This window comes from Sphingomonas sp. SP2, from assembly GCF_058313385.1.
The window spans coordinates 1,722,592-1,740,112 of the sequence record NZ_JBZFLD010000001.1; the positions used below are offsets into that span (position 1 = coordinate 1,722,592).

At 68.7% G+C, this 17,521-nt stretch carries 19 protein-coding genes; 10 read left to right on the forward strand and 9 right to left on the reverse strand.

Annotated elements, in window-relative coordinates:
* Nucleotides 1-74 precede the first annotated feature (74 nt).
* Nucleotides 75-245, forward strand: a complete 171-nt coding sequence (locus AC4GYU_RS08745; RefSeq protein ID WP_491086499.1) for a hypothetical protein — start codon at nt 75-77, stop codon at nt 243-245.
* Here the strand turns inward: AC4GYU_RS08745 and ilvC are convergent.
* Nucleotides 242-1,210 carry a ketol-acid reductoisomerase gene (ilvC, locus tag AC4GYU_RS08750; protein WP_491086500.1) on the reverse strand — a complete coding sequence of 323 codons (969 nt, stop codon included), beginning with the start codon at nt 1,208-1,210 and terminating at the stop codon, nt 242-244. The genes AC4GYU_RS08745 and ilvC overlap by 4 nt on opposite strands.
* Nucleotides 1,210-2,124: a tRNA (adenosine(37)-N6)-dimethylallyltransferase MiaA gene (miaA, locus tag AC4GYU_RS08755; RefSeq protein WP_491086501.1), complete on the reverse strand. Its 915-nt coding sequence runs from the start codon at nt 2,122-2,124 to the stop codon at nt 1,210-1,212. The genes ilvC and miaA overlap by 1 nt, the downstream gene beginning before the upstream one ends.
* Between miaA and serB the strand changes: the two genes are divergently transcribed.
* A complete protein-coding gene (gene serB, locus AC4GYU_RS08760) occupies nt 2,117-3,034 on the forward strand; it encodes a phosphoserine phosphatase SerB (protein WP_491086502.1) in 918 nt (305 codons plus the stop codon). The two genes, miaA and serB, sit on opposite strands and share 8 nt — an antisense overlap.
* On the opposite strand, the gene AC4GYU_RS08765 is transcribed toward serB, so the two are convergent.
* Complete coding sequence (locus tag AC4GYU_RS08765; RefSeq protein ID WP_491086503.1) at nt 2,997-3,893, reverse strand: SPOR domain-containing protein; 897 nt, start codon at nt 3,891-3,893, stop codon at nt 2,997-2,999. The genes serB and AC4GYU_RS08765 overlap by 38 nt on opposite strands.
* Nucleotides 3,894-4,014: 121 nt before the next feature.
* Here AC4GYU_RS08765 and AC4GYU_RS08770 point away from each other — a divergent pair, with 121 nt between their 5' ends.
* From AC4GYU_RS08770 to AC4GYU_RS08780, 3 genes are read left to right on the forward strand one after another with little or no spacing between them, the layout of a single operon-like run.
* Complete coding sequence (locus AC4GYU_RS08770) at nt 4,015-4,734, forward strand: AAA family ATPase (protein ID WP_491086504.1); 720 nt, start codon at nt 4,015-4,017, stop codon at nt 4,732-4,734.
* 15 nt (nt 4,735-4,749) lie between these two features.
* Nucleotides 4,750-5,418, forward strand: coding sequence for a hypothetical protein (locus AC4GYU_RS08775; RefSeq protein ID WP_491086505.1), 669 nt, complete (start codon nt 4,750-4,752; stop codon nt 5,416-5,418).
* A 5-nt stretch (nt 5,419-5,423) separates the two neighbouring features.
* Complete coding sequence (locus tag AC4GYU_RS08780; protein ID WP_491086506.1) at nt 5,424-6,737, forward strand: SPOR domain-containing protein; 1,314 nt, start codon at nt 5,424-5,426, stop codon at nt 6,735-6,737.
* Here AC4GYU_RS08780 and AC4GYU_RS08785 read toward each other — a convergent pair.
* Genes AC4GYU_RS08785 through AC4GYU_RS08800 form a run of 4 tightly spaced genes read right to left on the reverse strand, consistent with a single transcriptional unit; the run spans nt 6,734 to nt 9,809 of the window.
* Entirely contained in the window at nt 6,734-7,615 is an 882-nt protein-coding gene (locus tag AC4GYU_RS08785) for an aspartate carbamoyltransferase catalytic subunit (protein WP_491086507.1), read from the reverse strand. The two genes, AC4GYU_RS08780 and AC4GYU_RS08785, sit on opposite strands and share 4 nt — an antisense overlap.
* Before the next feature lie 11 nt (nt 7,616-7,626).
* Nucleotides 7,627-8,112 carry a Holliday junction resolvase RuvX gene (gene ruvX / locus AC4GYU_RS08790; RefSeq protein WP_491086508.1) on the reverse strand — a complete coding sequence of 162 codons (486 nt, stop codon included), beginning with the start codon at nt 8,110-8,112 and terminating at the stop codon, nt 7,627-7,629.
* Nucleotides 8,097-9,227 carry a DUF3089 domain-containing protein gene (locus tag AC4GYU_RS08795; protein ID WP_491086509.1) on the reverse strand — a complete coding sequence of 377 codons (1,131 nt, stop codon included), beginning with the start codon at nt 9,225-9,227 and terminating at the stop codon, nt 8,097-8,099. The genes ruvX and AC4GYU_RS08795 overlap by 16 nt, the downstream gene beginning before the upstream one ends.
* A gap of 45 nt (nt 9,228-9,272) precedes the next feature.
* Nucleotides 9,273-9,809, reverse strand: a complete 537-nt coding sequence (locus tag AC4GYU_RS08800) for a DUF4334 domain-containing protein (protein WP_491086510.1) — start codon at nt 9,807-9,809, stop codon at nt 9,273-9,275.
* A gap of 99 nt (nt 9,810-9,908) precedes the next feature.
* Between AC4GYU_RS08800 and AC4GYU_RS08805 the strand changes: the two genes are divergently transcribed.
* The 5 genes from AC4GYU_RS08805 (at nt 9,909) to AC4GYU_RS08825 (ending at nt 15,612) form a co-directional block, all read left to right on the forward strand.
* Nucleotides 9,909-10,502: a hypothetical protein gene (locus AC4GYU_RS08805; RefSeq protein ID WP_491086511.1), complete on the forward strand. Its 594-nt coding sequence runs from the start codon at nt 9,909-9,911 to the stop codon at nt 10,500-10,502.
* Nucleotides 10,503-10,569: 67 nt separating this feature from the next.
* Nucleotides 10,570-10,857 carry an Asp-tRNA(Asn)/Glu-tRNA(Gln) amidotransferase subunit GatC gene (gene gatC / locus AC4GYU_RS08810; protein WP_491086512.1) on the forward strand — a complete coding sequence of 96 codons (288 nt, stop codon included), beginning with the start codon at nt 10,570-10,572 and terminating at the stop codon, nt 10,855-10,857.
* Nucleotides 10,857-12,338, forward strand: a complete 1,482-nt coding sequence (gene gatA, locus AC4GYU_RS08815) for an Asp-tRNA(Asn)/Glu-tRNA(Gln) amidotransferase subunit GatA (protein ID WP_491086513.1) — start codon at nt 10,857-10,859, stop codon at nt 12,336-12,338. The genes gatC and gatA overlap by 1 nt, the downstream gene beginning before the upstream one ends.
* Before the next feature lie 163 nt (nt 12,339-12,501).
* On the forward strand, nt 12,502-13,965 hold the full coding sequence (gene gatB / locus AC4GYU_RS08820) for an Asp-tRNA(Asn)/Glu-tRNA(Gln) amidotransferase subunit GatB (protein WP_491086514.1): 1,464 nt from the start codon (nt 12,502-12,504) through the stop codon (nt 13,963-13,965).
* A gap of 33 nt (nt 13,966-13,998) precedes the next feature.
* Nucleotides 13,999-15,612, forward strand: coding sequence for an alkaline phosphatase family protein (locus tag AC4GYU_RS08825; RefSeq protein ID WP_491086515.1), 1,614 nt, complete (start codon nt 13,999-14,001; stop codon nt 15,610-15,612).
* Between the two features lie 33 nt (nt 15,613-15,645).
* Here the strand turns inward: AC4GYU_RS08825 and AC4GYU_RS08830 are convergent, their stop codons facing one another.
* A complete protein-coding gene (locus AC4GYU_RS08830; protein ID WP_491086516.1) occupies nt 15,646-16,833 on the reverse strand; it encodes an acetyl-CoA C-acyltransferase in 1,188 nt (395 codons plus the stop codon).
* 153 nt (nt 16,834-16,986) lie between these two features.
* Nucleotides 16,987-17,442 (reverse strand): MaoC family dehydratase, encoded by a 456-nt coding sequence (locus AC4GYU_RS08835; RefSeq protein ID WP_491086517.1) that lies wholly within the window; start codon nt 17,440-17,442, stop codon nt 16,987-16,989.
* Nucleotides 17,443-17,521: the final 79 nt, after the last annotated feature.

The window sequence follows — 17,521 nt, forward strand, 5'->3', positions numbered from 1 at the left end:
CAATCCGGGCGCCCCTTTTTTCATGCGCGCGCAGATGTGGTAGGATCCCTGCTCAACTCTATGGGAGGGCGACCATGGAAGAGGAAAGCCGGATCTATTTCGCCCGCCGCGCGGCCGAGGAACAGGCCCGGTCCGAAGCGGCGAGCGACCCGGTCGCAGCCGAGGTGCACAAGAAGCTTCAGCGCGTCTATGTCGAGCGGGCCAGCGTCGGGGACCGCGCGCTCGAACGCGACATCGTCGGCTAGGCGCCGCCGAGCGTCTTTCGCGCCTGCTCGAGCCGCGACGCCCGGGCGCGGGCCCGCTCGGCCTTGAGAAGGGGATAGCCGGCACCGGCCTCGGCGCGGAGGCTGGCGGCGAAGTCGTCCGATCGGAGTTCCTCCAGCAGTGCCCGCATCCGGACCTTGCTGGCGTCATCCACGATCCGAGGCCCGCCGAGGGTCGCGCCAAATTCGGCGGTGTTGCTGATCGCCTCGCGCATTCCCGCGATGCCGCGCACCGAGACGAGGTCCGCCAGGAGCTTCAGCTCGGAGATGCATTCGAGATAGGCGAGCTGGGGATCGATCCCGGCTTCCACCAATGTCTCGAAGCCTGCCTCGAGGATTGCCGGGACCGCGCCCCAGACCACCGCGCCTTCGTTGAAGAGGTCCGACAGCGTCTCCTGCTCGAAGGTCGAGCGGAGGACGCCCGCGCCCGCGCGGCCGGCACCGAGCGCCACGGCATAAGCGAGGGTCAGCGGCCAGGCATTGCCCGTCGCGTCGCGCGCGACCGCGGCCAGCGTCACCATGCCCTTGCCCTGCGTATAGAGCGTCCGCAGCGCGGCGCCCGGGCCCTTGGGGGCGACCATGATGACGTCGAGGTCAGGCCGCGCATCGATCAGGCGATAATGGATGCAAAGGCCGTGCGCGAAGCCGAGCGCGGCGCCCGGGCGGATTGAGTCGGCAATCTCCGCATAGATGTCGGGCAGATGCTCGTCGGGCGCGAGGAGCATGACGAGGTCGGCCCCGCTTGCGGCTTCTGCCGGCGGCATGACGGCGAGCTTTTCGCCCCGAGCCTCGGCAGCGCGCGCGCTTCCGGCCCGCAGACCGACCCGCACGGCAATCCCGCTGTCGCGGAGATTGAGCGCCTGCGCCCGACCCTGATTGCCATAGCCGATGATGGCCACGACCTTGTCGGCAAGCGGGGCAGGGTCGAGCTCGGCATCGTACAGCATCACTTGCCCTTAGCCGCCTCCAGCAGCCGTCCCAAGCCATCCTCCGCCGTTAGCGGCGCGACGCCGAGTTGCTGGTGACGGAACCAGGTGCGCTGGCGCTTGGCATATTGCCGGGTGGCGAGCTGGCCCGCGCGGATCGCGTCCGGGAGCGCGGCGCGGCCTTCGACATGAGCCGCAAGCTCGGGCACGCCGATCGCGCGCATGACAGGCAAGGTGGGGGAGAGGCCGCGGGCGAGCAGCGCCTCGACCTCGGCCAGCGCGCCCTCCGCCACCATCGCCGCGAAGCGCCGGTCGATCCTTTCCTTCAGGACGTCGTCATCGACCTCGACGATCCCGCCGAACAGGCGGACGGCGTTTCGGATGCCGCCGCTCGTTTCCTGCTGCCAGGCGCGGAGCGGGCGGCCGGTCGAGAGGATGACCTCCAGCGCGCGGGCGACGCGGGTGCTGTCGTTGGGATGAAGGCGCGTCGCCGCTTCCGCGTCGATAAGGGCAAGCTCGCCGTGATTGCTGGCGACATCCTGAGCCCGCACGCGCTCGCGGATCGCGGGATCCACTGGCGGCACAGCGGCGATGCCGTCGAGCAGGGTCCGAAGGTAAAGGCCCGTGCCGCCGACGAGGATGGGGAGGCGGCCACGCCCATTCACATCGGCGATGACCGCTCTGGCTTCCTCGGCCCAGTCGGCGGCGCTGCAGGGAAGGGCGCCATCGCGATGACCGAACAGGCGATGCTCGATCCCCTCCATCTCGGCCTCGCTCGGCCGGGCGCTGAGGATCCGCAGGTCGGCATAGACCTGCGCGCTGTCGGCATTGACGATCACGCCGTTCAAGCGTTGGGCGAGCGAGACGGCCAGGGCCGACTTGCCGCTCGCGGTCGGCCCTGCGATGACACAGACAGGAGGGACAGCCTTGTTCATTGCGACCCTGATAGCAGCAGGAAGACTGGGTGACGACGATCTCGCCCGCGCGATCGAGGTCGCCGGCGGCGGCGAGGTGCGCTGGATCGACCCCGGCGATGCCGCCGACCTGCTGCTCGGACCGCTTGACGACTGGCGCGATCTTCGCGACCGGCTCGAGGCCGCGCTCCCCCATGCCGACGTCTTCGTCCAGCCGGTCGAGGACCGCGAGAAAAGGCTATTCGTCGCCGACATGGATTCGACCATGGTTGGCCAGGAATGCATCGACGAGCTGGCCGACTTTGCGGGAAAGAAGGCGGAAATCGCCGCGGTCACCGAGCGCGCGATGCAGGGCGAGCTCGATTTCGCCGAGGCGCTGCACCAGCGCGTCGCCGAGCTCAACGGCCTCGGCGTCGGCTGCATCGAGCGTTGCCGTACCGAGCGGGTGACCCACAATGACGGCGCCAGGACCCTCGTCCGGACGATGCGGGCGCGGGGGGCAGCGACCCTGCTCGTCACGGGTGGCTTTCATGATTTCGCCGATCCGCTCGCGGCCGAGCTCGGTTTCGAGGAAGTGCGCGCCAATTATCTCGAGAGCATGCACGGGCACCTGACCGGACGGGTCAAGGGCGCGATCGTCGATGCCTCGGCCAAGAAGGCGGCGCTGATCGCGCTCCGCGACGAGCGCCGCTTGTCACGCGCGGCCGTGCTGGCTGTGGGCGACGGCGCCAACGACGGGCCGATGATCGAGGAAGCGGGGCTCGGCGTTGCCTATCGCGGCAAGCCGCGGCTCGCCGCCATCGCCGACGCGCGGGTTCGCAATGGCGACCTCACGGCCCTTCTCTGGGCGCAGGGCATCCCGAAAGCAGAATGGGTCGTCGAGGAAGACGTCGTCAGCGAGCCGGGACCGGAAAGCAGGGCTGAGGCCTGAGCGCCGCGCAGGCCGCGCTGGCGGCCGCGCGGGTCGGATAGGGCCCGGCCTGGAGGCGGGTCATGGTGCCCGACGGAACGAGGATCATGCCCGCGCCCCGAAGCTTGGGCGCGAGGGTCGAATAGAGTTTTTGCGCGCCCGACCCGTCGCGGAAGGCGCCGAGCTGGATTCGGAAGCCGCCGCCCAAGGATGCGGGGGCGGGGGCCAGTGGCGTCGTCACCGGACGGGCGGCGAGCTTTGGCGCTGCGACGCGCGGCGCAGGCGCGGGTTTCGCGGTCGCCGCCGCGGTCTTCGCCGGCCCCGCGACCAGCTGCTGGGCGAGCGCCACGCCGCGCTGCCGTTCGTCGATCGGGATCAGCTGATCCATCTCGCTGAGCGTGGTCTTGGCAGGAGCCAGTCCCTGCGCCGCGGCGCGGCTGACCAACGCGTAGGCGCGAACCCGGTCGACCGGCATTCCGTCGCCGTTGAACAATGCCGTTCCATAGACCAGCATCGCACGCGGTTCGCCGCCGTCCGCCGCCGTCTTCAGCCAGCGCAGCCCGCCCGAACGATTGCCGTTCTGGAACAGGAGCAGCCCGAGGCTCGTCTGCGCTTCCGCATGACCGGCCCGCGCGGCCTGCTCGTAATAGCGCTGCGCCTGCGCGAGGTCGGCGGGGACACCGCGCCCGAGCTTGTAGGCCTGGCCGAGATTGAAGGCGGCGTCGGCGCTGCCCTTGGCGGCGAGCGGCTTCCAGATCGCGACCGCCTGCTCTGTCTTGCCCGCCGTCCAGGCGTCGATCCCCGCCTTGACCGACTGGGCGTTGAGCGGCGCCGCGCCCATCAACAGCATCAGCGGCAACCCCACGATCAACCGACGCATCACAGCCCTCCCGTTGCCGCACTTCCTAGAACAGCGTCGCGGCCGCGTTAACCTGATTTTAGGCCGCCAGCCTCATTCCCCTCAGGAGTAATCGAATTGCACCATACCCAAGGGGATCGGAATGCGCGTTCTGGCTTTGGCATCGCAGAAGGGGGGGTCGGGCAAGACCACGCTCTCCGGTCATCTTGCGGTGCAGGCGCAACTGGCGGGCGCCGGGCCCGTCTGCCTGATCGATATCGACCCGCAGGGGAGCCTCGCCGACTGGTGGAACGAGCGCGAGACCGAAATGCCGGCCTTCGCCCAGACCACGGTTGCCCGTCTCGCCAGCGATCTTGAAGTCCTTCGCCAGCAGGGCTTCCGCCTTGCCGTGATCGACACGCCGCCGGCCATCACCATGGCGATCCAGAGCGTGATTGCGGTGGCCGAACTGATCGTCATCCCGACCCGTCCGAGCCCGCACGACCTGCGCGCCGTCGGCGCCACGGTCGACCTGTGCGAACGCGCCGGCAAGCCGCTGATCTTCGTGGTCAACGCCGCGACGCCCAAGGCCAAGATCACCTACGAAGCCGCGGTCGCGCTGTCGCAGCATGGCACCGTCGCTCCGGTCACCCTCCACCACCGCACCGACTTCGCCGCCTCGATGATCGACGGCCGCACGGTCATGGAAGTGGATCCGAAGGGCAAGTCGGCCGGCGAAGTGACCGAGCTGTGGGAATATATCTCGGATCGCCTCGAAAAGAATTTCCGCCGTACCGTCTTTGCTGCGCCGGGTGTGCAGCCGGGCATCGGTGCCGCCAGTCCGCGTCCCGTCGGTGGCTTCGGCCGCCGCGTGGTCGGCTAAGAGGAGGCCGATCCCATGATGAAGAGCGAACCGAGGCCTTTCGCCTCACTTTCGAGCGGTCTGCTCGCCCGCAAGGGCGCGGCCCGTCCGGCGATGCGTCCGCAGGGCTTTGGCCAGGGCGGCAGCGGTCTCGAGGACCTGGGCTGGAACGACATGGGCTTCGAACCGCCCAAGCCGGTCCTGACGCCGGTGCTGGGCGACGAGGAAGTTCTGGCGACGCGGCCCAATCCGGTCACCGGCCTCAGCCCGATCAGCCCGGTCCATGCGGTCCAGGAAGAGATCGTCCAGCGGCTCGTGCAGGATGTCGCCGACGAGGAGAATGACGAGACCGCCGAGCCGATCCCGGCCGACGCGCCGCCGCTCCGCGCCGTGCTCGAAAATCCGGTCGTCGCCGAAGCACGGGCCGAGGTTCCGGTTGCCAAGCCGGTCGCCGCTCCGGTCGTCCGCCAGGCGCCCGTGGTCCGCACGCCGCGGGCCGCGCGTACCGTCGCCGGCAAGGGCAAGGCTGCCTTCACGCTCCGCCTCGACGCCGATCGTCACCTCAAGCTTCGCCTCGCCTGCGCCGTCACCGGTACGTCGGCTCAGCAACTGGTGACCAGGGCGCTCGACGAGCTGCTCGCCACCATGCCCGAGCTCGATGCCATGGCCGAGCGGGCGCCGGAGCGAAACGCCAGCAAGGGATAAGACATATGCGCAAGCCCAAGTCCGCACTTCTGGCCGCTTCCAGCATCGTCCTGGCGGTTGCCGTCACCGGTTGCGCGATGGGAGGGCAGCGCTCTTCCTTCGGCGGCCGGTCCGACAACAGCCACATCGGCACGGCCATTCGCGCCCAAGCCGCGCTCGAGCAGGGTGACGCCGTCTCGGCCGTCTCCTTCGCCGAGCGCGCGGTCGAGAACAGCCCGACCGACGCCGGTTTCCGCGCCTTGCTCGGAAACGCCTATTTCGCTGCGGGTCGCTTCCGCTCCGCCGAAGCCGCTTACGCCGACGCGCTGGCGATGATTCCGACGCTTCCGGGCGTTCCGCTCAAGCTGGCGCTGGCCCAGGCCGGGCAGGGCAAGGGCGATGCGGCCATGGCGACCCTCGACACCTATCGCGACTCGATCGACGCGGCCGATGCCGGCCTTGCGATGGCGCTTGCCGGTCGTCCCGGCGGGGCGGTTGAGGCGCTCGACCTTGCCGCCCGCGCGTCCGGCGCCGATGCCCGGGTCCGCCAGAATCTCGCGCTTGCGCATGCGCTCGCCGGGGACTGGGTCCGCGCCCGCAGCGTCGCGGCGCAGGACGTTCCGGGCGACCAGCTCGAAGCCCGGATGGCCGAATGGGCCAAGCTCGCGCAGCCCGGCCAGGCCGGCGCGCAGGTGGCGGCGCTGATCGGCGTCTCGCCCGCAGCCTCCGATCCCGGGCAGCCCGTTCGCCTTGCGCTCAAGACGCCCGACCCGTCGGTCCGGACCGCGATGGCCGACGTACCGCCGGCTCCGGTCGCGGAACCCGCTGCACCGGTTGAAGCCCCGGTCGCCGTCGCCAGCACCGCGCCCGCGCCGGCGCTGATCGCTCCGGTCGCCGAGCCGATGCCCGAAATGGCCGCCGCTCCGTCGGAGACCCAGGTCGCGACCGCCGCGCCCGACGTGGTCGAGATGGTCGACAGCCTTCGTGCCGAGCCGGTCCGCCCCAGCGGCGCGTTGCCCAAGGTCGCCGAGCTTCGCCGCTCCGCCGCCAGGCGCTTCGGCCAGAGCAAGGCCGTGGTCCAACTCGGTGCCTATGCCACGCAGGCGGGCGTCAAGATGGGCTGGTCGGTGGTCCGCAAGCGGCATCATCAGCTCGGCGCCTACGTTCCGGCGAGCGCCCGCTTCGACGGTCCGCGCGGGACGGTCTACCGCCTGAGCCTGCGCGGCTTTGCCAGCGATGGAGAAGCCCGCCAGCTTTGCATGCAGCTCAAGGCCAGCGGCGCCAGCTGCTTCGTCCGCAATGCCGCGGGCGATGCGCCGGTGCAGTTCGCCAGCCGCTAGGCGCTCGTCACCAGCAATTCGAGGACGGCCATCCGGGTCGCTACCCCGTTCGCCACCTGGCGGAGGATGAGCGACCGCCCGGGGAGATCGGCGACGGTGTCGGCGATCTCCACCCCGCGGTTCATTGGCCCGGGATGGAGCACCACGGCTCCCGGCGCGGCCGAGGCGAGGCGTTCCTCGGTCAGCCCGTAGAGCTGGAGATATTCGCCCGGGGCGTCGCCCAGCTCCTCGTCGAGGCGTTCGCGCTGGACCCGCAGCATCATCACCGCGTCCGCACCCGCGATCGCCTCGTCGATGGTGAGCGCGGTCATATCCTCGGGCAGGAGCGAGGGCGGTCCTGCCATCCGCACCTCGGCGCCGAGCCGCGGCAACAGCAGGGCATTGGAACGGGCGACCCGGCTGTGGCGGATGTCGCCGACGATCGCGATCCGGCGGCCGCGAAGATCGCCGAAATGCTGCCGGAGGGTCAACGCGTCGAGCAGGGCCTGGGTCGGATGTTCGTTGGTGCCGTCGCCGGCATTCACCACCGGACAGTCGACGAGCGCGGCGACCTCGGCCGCGGCGCCATTCTGGCGGTGCCGGAGGACCAGCGCGTCGGGTCCCATTGCGCCGAGGGTCCGCCCGGTGTCGGCCAGCGTTTCGCCTTTCTTCACGCTTGAATGCTCGACCGAAAGGGTGATCGCCTGGGCGCCGAGGCGCGCTGCCGCCTGGGCGAAGCTCATCGCCGTGCGGGTGCTGTTCTCGTAGAAGCAGTTGAAGATGGTACGACCGGCAAGGACGTCGCGCCCCGCCCTGCGATCGGAAGCGAATTCGGCTGCCCGGTCGAGCAGCGCGCTGATCTGGTCGTCGCCGAGCGACGTGATGGACAGTAAGTGCACGAACGCTGCTGCTAGCGTGCGGGCGGCGACATGCAAAGGGCGTCGAGCGCGCCCTGGAGGATATGCGCCGCCGCCATCTTGTCGACCGCCTCGGCTCGCTTGGCGCGGCTGACGTCGGCGGCGATCATCGCCCGCTCGACCGCCTGGGTCGACCAGCGCTCGTCCCACAGCAGCAGCGGAAGCGCGAGCGGCGCCAGGTTGCGGGCGAAGGCGCGGACCGACTGGGTGCGGGGGCTGTCGGTGCCGTCCATGTTGAGCGGAAGGCCGACCACCAGCCCGGCCACGCGGTGCCGCTCGCAGAATGTCCGCAGCGCGGCGAGGTCGGCGGTGAACTTGGTCCGGCGGAGCGTTTCGGCGGGACCGGCGAAGCTCCACCCGGAATCGCACAGGGCAAGGCCGACCGTCTTGGTCCCGACGTCGAGGCCGGCAAGGACGCCGCCCGCGGGGAAATGCTCACGGAATTCCCCCGCGATGGCGGTGATCAGCGCTCCTGCCATGCCTCGACCCGCTCCATCGCGTCACGCCGGATGTCGGCCCAGAACAGCGCCATGTCGTAGACATGATAATTGTTGCCCGGGAGGACATAGGGACCAAGCGCCGGCGGCTTGTCGTCGGCGAAGCTCAGCGACAGGAAGCCGCCACGGCATTCGGCGCCGACAAGGCCTTTCTCGAGCGTGGCATCGGCCAAGGTGTCGTCCGTCGGAATGAGCGAACCGGCATTGGCCGATGACGCGGCCTTGCCCGACTGATGCCCGCTGATCGGATTGACGCAGAGCAGGTCGCTGCGCTGCCGCCTGACGCCGGTGAACCCGGTCGTCCCGTCATAGACGGCGGCGAAAGGTTCGATGTTGGCGGGCTCGCCGAAGCTCATCCAGCTGAGGATGCAGCCGGCCTGTCCGCGGCTTTCGCAGGAGGGAAGGCCCATGGCCGGGACGTCGGCGGTCTTGCTGACCGGCCAGCCGACGACATAGGCCGCGACCACCCGTTTCGCGAGCGCGGGATCCCTCGCGATCCGGTCGCGCAGCAGGTGCGTCAGGTGGAGCGCCCCCTGGCTGTGGCCGACGAGGATGATCGGGCCGGTCGGCACCTGCGCGAGGAAGCGGTCGAAGGCCTTCTCGACGTCGCCATAGGCAAGGCCGAGCGCGGCGGTCGCATCCTTGCCGGTGTCGAGGAAGCTGCCGAAGGCGGCCTGGCGATATTTGGGCGCATAGACCTTGGTGAAGCTGAACGCGCTCGCCTGGCTGCGGACGAACAGCTGGGCCCGGTTCTGGCTTTCCTGGTCGCCGAGCGGCGCATTCCAGCGGTCGCGTTCGAGATAGGTGGTTGGGTGGATGTAGAAGGTCGCGGCGTAGCGGCCGGGCACGTTCTCGGGTGGCGCGCCTTTCGGCATCCAGGCGTCGGCGGGGCCCGGCGGGACGGTATCGGGCAGGTTGAGCCAGTTCTCGACCCGCACATAATTGGGGCCGGTGTCGCCCTTGGGCGCCTCGAACGGCACGGTTGGAAGGGACTGCTTGATGAGGACACTGCTGCCGAACTGGAACAGCGCAAAGGCGCCTGCGACCACGATCAGGGTCAGCAGGAAGATGACGATCAGGAAGCGGCGTGCGCACATGGCCGCGGACCTAGGGGAGGGGTGGCGGCCCCGCAAGGCGGTCCATCAGGCCCGGCGGAGGACGAAGAAATAAGGATCGTCGAAGCCACGGATGTCCATCGCCCCGAGCAAGATTTGCTCGTCGACCCGGCGGAAGCAGTCGACGATCGGCAGCTGGTCGTAGAGCATCGCCGCCGACGCCACCCCGCGATAGCTGACGACGCGGAGGCGGGCGCGGGGCTTGCCCGTCCTGAGGAGCGGCAGCACGAGGCGGAACAGCGCAGCGCTCAGAGGTGAACGGGCGAGCCTGGGAAAACGTCCGATCAGCCCGAGCGGGATCAGCCCGGGGTTGGCCGCGAACAGGCGATTGCCGCGCTTGAACAATAGCGGATCGACGTCATCGAGGTGGCGACATTCCTTGCCCCACCAGCCCGACGGCTCGAGCAGCCCGTCGAAGGCGTGACCCGTCGCCAGCTCGCTTCCCCTCCACCTCCCGAGCAAAGCGTCGGGCGCCACCGGCGGAAGGCTGTCGAAGAAGCTGGTTGCGTCGGTCAGATCGGCGCGGGGCAGCAAGGCGGCAAGGCGATCAGCGGCGGCGGTCACGGCCCCGAGCCTATCATCGCGAGCAGTCCAATTCACCTCCGGTTCAAGCGGCAGGGCAAATGAGGGTCGAGACCGGGGGCGGTTGTCTGGAGCGTTCCCATGTCCTTGTCTCAGCTACGAAATCTCGCGCTTGCCGCCGTCGGTGCCGCAAGCCTCGCCGGTTGTGCCAGCTTCGATCCCTATGGCGGTGTCGGAGTCGGGGTGGGCTACGGTTCGCCTTACTACGGCGGTTACGATAATTACGGCGGCTATGGTGGATATGGTGGCTACGGCTACGATCCCTATGCCGGCTATGGCTCGTACGGATCCTATGGCGGCTACAGCTCGCCCTACGGCGGCTGGTACCAGAATTATTATTATCCAGGCACCGGCACCTACGTCTACGATCGCCAGCGCCGCCGTTATCCGATCAGCGATGCCCATCGCCGCTACTGGCAGCAGCAGCGCGCGATCCGCGCGAACAATCCCGCCGTCCGCGAGAATGTCCGGCAGTATCGCGTCGAGCGTCGTGACGATCGCCGCGATTATCGGGTCGAGCGCCGCGAGGATCGCGCCGCCGTCCGCAACGGTCAGGTGACCCGCGAGGAATATCGCGCCGATCGGCGTGATGATCGCCGCGACTATCGCCAGGACCAGCGGCAGGACCGCCGCGAACTGCGCCGCGAAAACCGCAAGGATCGCAAGCCCCGCTAGGCGCTGAGCGCCCCGCGTCGGCGAGAGGGAGTTGAAGGCTCGGCTCCCCCTCGCTAACGCCGCGGCCATGTCCGTCGATACCGCCACCGTGCGGCACATCGCCAAGCTTGCGCGCCTCCAGATGAGCGACGCGGAAGTCGAGGCCTTGGTGCCCGAACTCAACAACATCCTCGGCTGGGTCGAGCAGCTCGGCGAGGTCGACACCGCCGGCGTCGAGCCATTGGCCACCGTCATCGATCAGAAGCTCCGGCTCCGCGACGACGTGATCGACGACGGCAATGTCCGCGACGCGGTCCTCAAGAACGCGCCCGATGCCCAGCACGGCTTCTTCGCCGTTCCCAAGGTGATCGAATAGTGGCCGAGCTCACCACCCTCACGCTGACGCAGCTCCGCGACGGCTTCCGCGCCGGCGATTTCTCCGCGCGCGAGATCGCCGACAGTTTCAACGCCGCAGTCGCCGCCGCCCGGGCATTGAACGCCTATACGGTCGAGACCCCCGAGGACGCCCTCGCCTGCGCCGACAAGGCCGACGCCGCGCGCCAGTCGGGCGACCTGAAGCCGCTTTCGGGCATTCCCCTCGGCATCAAGGACCTGTTCGCGACCGAGGGCGTCGACACGACCTCGGGCTCGAACATCCTCAAGGGTTTCAAGCCGCCCTACGAGAGCACGGTCTCGGCCAAGCTCCGGGCCGACGGCGCGGGCATGCTCGGCAAGCTTAACATGGACGAATTCGCCATGGGCTCGTCCAACGAGACCAGCGCCTATGGTCCGGTCATCAGCCCCTGGAAGCGCAATGACGGCGGCAATGCCGCTCTGACTCCTGGCGGAAGCTCGGGCGGATCGGCGGCGGCGGTCGCGGCGGGCCTCGCGCCGGGCGTCACCGGCACCGACACCGGCGGGTCGATCCGCCAGCCCGCGGCCTTCACCGGCATCACCGGCATCAAGCCGACCTACGGCCGTTGCAGTCGCTGGGGCATCGTCAGCTTCGCCTCGTCGCTCGACCAGGCCGGCCCGATGAGCCGCACGGTGCGCGACTGCGCGATCCTTTTGGAATCGATGAGCGGCTTCGATCCCAAGGACGCGACCTCGCTCGACGCGCCGGTCCCGGCCTGGGAGCAGGGTTTGTCGAGCGATCTCCGGGGCAAGCGCGTCGGCATCCCGAAGGAATATCGGATCGACGGCGTTCCCGACGAGATCAACGCTTTGTGGGACAAGGGCATCGACTTCCTGCGCGATGCCGGGGCCGAAATCGTCGAGATCAGCCTGCCGCACACCAAGTATGCGCTTCCGACCTACTACATCATCGCGCCGGCCGAGGCCTCGTCGAACCTCGCCCGCTATGACGGTGTCCGCTACGGGCTTCGCGAGGCGCCCGACGGCGGCAACCTCGATGCCATGTACGCCGCGACCCGCGCCGCAGGCTTCGGCGCCGAGGTCAAGCGCCGCATCATGATCGGCACCTATGTGCTCTCGGCCGGCTTCTACGACGCTTATTTCACCAAGGCGCAGCGTGTCCGCGCGCTGATCAAGCGCGACTTCGCGCAGGCCTTCGAGAAGTGCGACCTGATCCTGACCCCGACCGCGCCGAGCGCGGCCTTCGGCTTGCAGGAAAAGACCAGCGACCCGCTGGCGATGTATCTGAACGACGTCTTCGCCGTTCCCGCCAGCCTCGCCGGCCTGCCGGCGATGAGCGTGCCGGGCGGCCTCGACAGCCAGGGCCTGCCGCTCGGCCTGCACCTCATCGGCCGCGAGATGGACGAGCAAGGCGTGCTCAACGCAGGCCTCGCGATTGAAGATCGCGCGGGCTTCACGGCCCGGCCGGAGAAGTGGTGGTAAGCCTTGGCTTGGCTGGGCGAACTTGTCGGTCAGACGATCCTCGATGCGATCGTCGAGGGAATTGGCAGGGCACTCGGTCTCGGTCGCAAGAAGCGTAAGATCGCACATTATGAATCTGACCGGCGCTCGGGGAAGAGAGCGCGGCGAAGAAAGCGTGGGAAGCATGACTAACTACCGCATCAAGGGCGAAACCGGCGAATGGGAGGTCGTGATTGGCCTCGAAGTCCATGCGCAGGTGGTCAGCCAGGCCAAGCTGTTCAGCGGCGCCGCGACCGCTTTCGGGGCCGAGCCCAACACGCAGGTGAGCCTGGTTGACGCCGCCATGCCCGGCATGCTCCCGGTCCCCAACCGCGAGTGCATCCGCCAGGCCGTCCGCACCGGCCTCGCGATCGACGCCAAGATCAACAAATGGTCGCGCTTCGACCGCAAGAACTATTTCTACGCCGATCTTCCGCAGGGCTATCAGATCAGCCAGCTCTACCACCCGCTGGTGGGCGAGGGCGCGATCACCGTCCTCACCGACGAGAAGGACGAATCGAGCGCGCGCACAATTGGGGTCGAGCGGATCCACGTCGAGCAGGACGCGGGTAAGCTGATGCACGACCAGCACCCGACGATGAGCTACGTCGACCTCAACCGCTCGGGCGTCGCGCTGATGGAGATCGTCTCCAAGCCCGACCTCCGCTCGCCCGCCGAGGCCGGGGCCTATCTCCGGAAGCTGCGGGCCATTCTCCGTTACGTCGGCTCGTGCGACGGCAACATGGAGGAAGGCTCGATGCGCGCCGACGTCAACGTCTCGGTGCGCAAGCCCGGCGAGCCCTTCGGCACCCGCACCGAGACCAAGAACGTGAACAGCGTCCGCTTCGTCCAGCAGGTGATCGAGATCGAGGCGCGTCGCCAGATCGAGATCCTCGAGGAAGGCGGCGAGATCGTCCAGGAAACCCGGCTTTACGATCCGGACAAGGGGGAGACCCGGTCGCTCCGCTCGAAGGAAGATGCGCACGACTATCGCTACTTCCCCGACCCCGACCTGCTCCCGCTCGAGCTCGACGACCAGTTCGTCGACGACTGCCGCGCCTCGCTGCCCGAGCTCCCCGACGCCAAGCGCCAGCGCTACGAAGGCGCGGGAATCACGCCGTACAATGCCAGCGTGCTGACCGCCGAGGTCGAGACCGCCCGCTGGTTCGATGCGCTGCTCGACGCCGGCGCCGAGCCCAAGCAGGCGTCCAACTGGGTCAATGCTGAACTGTTCGGGGCGCTCAATCGCCTCGGCAAGGACATCACCGACTGCCCGGTCTCGCCTACGCAGGCCGCCGAACTCCTCGGCCTCGTCGCCGACGGCACGATCAGCGGCACCATCGCCAAGACCGTGTTCGAGAAGATGCTCGAAACCGGCGACGGCGCGAACGCCATCGTCGAACGCGAGGGCCTCAAGCAGACCAGCGACACCGGCGCGATCGACGCCGAGATCGACAAGATCCTCGCGGCCAACGCCGACATGGTTGCGCAGTACAAGGACGGCAAGGTCCAGCTGTTCGGCTTCTTCGTCGGCCAGACGATGAAGGCGATGGCGGGCAAGGCCAATCCGGGCGTCGTCAACGAGCGGCTGAAGGCGAAACTGGGCTAGTGACCCGGCCGGCGGCGGGGTAGGAGGGTGGCCATGCGTCACCTCCTCCTCGCCGCCGCCGCCACCTTCGTCGCCGCTCCCGCCATCGCCCAGGTCCCGGCGAAGGCACCCAAGCTGATCGTTGCCATCTCGATCGACCAGTTTTCGAGTGATTTGTTCGAGGCTTACCGGCCGCACTTCACCGGCGGCCTCAAGCGGCTCGCCGACGGCGGCGTGACCTTCGCCAACGGCTATCAGAGCCACGCCGCGACCGAGACCTGCCCCGGCCACTCGACCCTCCTGACCGGGCGCCATCCGGCCGCGACGGGGATCGTCGCCAATGACTGGACCGACCAGAATGCCCCGCGCGCCGACAAGTCGGTCTATTGCGCCGAGGATGAGCGCGTCGCCAGCAGCAGTTCGTCGAGCTATACCGTCAGCCCGCTCCACCTTCGGGTGACGACGCTCGGCGAGCGGATGAAGGCCGCCAATCCGCAGAGCCGCAACGTCGCCGTCGCCGGCAAGGACCGCGCGGCGGTCATGATGGGCGGGCATGTCGCCGACCAGCGCTGGTATTGGGACGGCAAGACCTGGGCGACCGATCTCAAGAATGCGCCCGTCCCGCGCACCATCACCGCCTTCCTCCCGGCCTTTGCCGCCGCCTTCGCCCAGCCGCGTGCGGGGCTCGCGCCGCCTGCGCTCTGCCAGGCCCGTGCCACGCCGTTCCAGGTCAGCCCGACGCTGACCGTCGGCAACGGCACGCTGGCGCGCGGCGCGGGCGACAATCGCAATTTCCGGGCGAGCCCCGAGATCGACGGCGCGACGCTGGCGATCGGGCTTGGCCTCGTCGGCGAGATGGGTCTCGGCAAGGGGCCGGCGACCGACGTGCTCAGCCTCAGCCTGTCGGGCACCGATTATGTCGGCCACAGCTATGGCTGGGGCGGGCAGGAGATGTGCCTCCAGATGCTCGCGCTCGATCGCGAGATCGCGGGTTTCCTTGCCGCCCTCGACGCGCAGAAGCTCGAGTATGCGGTCGTGCTGAGCGCCGATCATGGCGGGCTCGATCTGGTCGAGCGACTCCGCGCCGGCGGGATGGCCGACGCAGCGCGGCTCGATCCAGGCTTTACCGTCGAGGCGATCGGCAAGCAGCTTGCCGGTCGGATCGGACGTACCCAGCCGGTGCTGCTCGGCGGCTCGGTCGGCGACGTCTGGATCGACAAGACGCTGTCGGCGGCCGATCGCCGCACCGTCGAGGCGGGTGCGCTCGCCATCGCTCGGGCCCATCCCCAGGTGGAGGCGGCCTTCACGGCCGCGGATATGGTTGCCACCCCGATGCCGAGCGGTGATCCGTCGCAGTGGACCCTCCGCCAGCGCCTCCGCGCGAGCTTCGATCCGGCGCGCTCGGGCGATATCCTGATCGCGCTGAAGCGCCATGTGGTGCCGATTCCCAGGCCCAGCACCGGCTATGTCGCCGGCCATGGGTCGCCCTGGGATTATGATCGGCGCGTCCCGATCATCTTCTGGCGTCCGGGCCTCAAGCCCGCCTCGCCGAGCCAGGCCGCTGACACGGCCGACATCCTGCCGACGCTGGCCAGCTGGGTCGGGCTTCCGATTGCCAAGGACAGCATCGATGGCCGCTGCCGGGGCGAAGTGGCGCGCTGCCGCTGACCGAAGCCGGCGGCAGCGCTCCCTGATCGAAGGTTAGAAGACCTCGAACAGGCCGGCGGCACCCATGCCGCCGCCGACGCACATGGTGACGACGACATACTTGGCGCCGCGACGCTTGCCTTCGAGCAGGGCGTGGCCGGTGAGGCGCGCGCCGCTCATGCCATAGGGGTGGCCGATCGAGATCGCGCCGCCGTTGACGTTGAGGAGTTCGTCAGGGATGCCGAGCTTGTCCTGGCAGTAGAGGACCTGCACCGCGAAGGCCTCGTTCAGCTCCCACAGGCCGATGTCCTCGACCTTGAGGCCGAAGCGGTTGAGGAGCTTGGGCACCGCATAGACCGGGCCGATGCCCATCTCGTCGGGCTCGGTGCCGGCGACCGCCATGCCGACATAGCGGCCGAGCGGCTCAAGGCCCTTCTTCTCGGCAAGGCTCGCTTCCATCACCACGCAGGCCGAAGCACCATCGGAAAGCTGCGAGGCATTGCCGGCGGTGATGATGTTGTCCGGGCCCATCACCGGCTGCAGCTTGGCGAGATCCTCGAGCGTGGTCTGCGGGCGATTGCCCTCGTCCTTGGCGAGGGTGACTTCCTGCATCGAGGTCTCGCCCGTCTCCTTGTTCTTGACCGCCATGCGCGCGGTGACCGGCACGATCTCGTTGTCGAACAGGCCGTTTGCCTGCGCCTGCGCGGTGCGCTGCTGCGAACGGAGGGCATATTCGTCGCACCGCTCGCGGCTGACCGAGTAGCGCTTGCCGACGACTTCGGCAGTCTGGATCATCGGCATGTAGACCGCATTGTGCATAGCCAGCAGCTCGGGGTCCGAGCCGAGACGCATCTCCGGGGTCTGGACGAGGCTGATGCTCTCGACGCCGCCCGCGACGCAGACGTCCATGCGATCGACGATGACCTGCTTGGCGGCGGTGGCGATTGCCATCAGGCCCGAAGCGCACTGGCGGTCGATGCTCATGCCGGCGACGCCGACGCCGAGCCCGGCACGGAGCGCGGCGGTGCGGCCGATGGTGGTCTGCACGCCCTGCTGGAGCGCGGCGCCGATGACGCAATCCTCGATCTCATCCGGGCTCACGCCGGCGCGCTCGACCGCGGCGCGGATGGCGTGGGCGGTCAGCGTCGGCGAGGGAGTGGCGTTGAACGCGCCGCGATAGGCCCGGCCGATGGGGGTGCGGGCGGTGGAGACGATGACGGCATCACGAGCTGCGGTGGGCATTGGGGGCTCCTTGAGGGGTGCTTCATGGGTGGCTTTAGCGAACCGGTTTCCACCCGTCATGCTGAACTTGTTTCAGCATCCATCCCGTCGTCGCGATGTCGTCGCGGGTTGAGAAATGGACCCTGAAACAAGTTCAGGGTGACGGGAAATTCGTCACGCGAAGACCTGGCCGATCCACACGGCGTTGAGGGCGGGCTTGTCCTCGCCTTCGATCTCGACCGTGACGTCGTGGGCGAACTGATACTGGCCCGGACGCTTCTCCTCGAAGCTGACGAGGGTGAAGCGGCCGCGGACGCGCTTGCCGGCGCGGACGGGCGACAAGAAGCGGACCCGCTCGAAGCCGTAATTGACGCCCATTTTCGTGGTCTCGGGCACCAGCATCACGTCGGCGGCCATCCGGCTCAGCAGCGACAGGCTGAGGAAGCCGTGGGCAATGGTCCCGCCGAACGGGGTCTGGGCGGCGAGCGCCTCGTCGACATGGATGAACTGATGGTCTTCCGTGGCGTCGGCAAAGACGTTGATCCGGTCCTGCGTGACCTCGATCCAGTCGGAGACCCCGAGCTCCTCGCCGACCTTGGACTTGATGGTGTCGATCGATGCAACGGGCATGGCTGACCTTCCGGATGACGGGTTCGATGTTCCCTGTCAGGTGGAAGAAGCGCGCGGCCTTAGCAAGCCCGCTCCACGC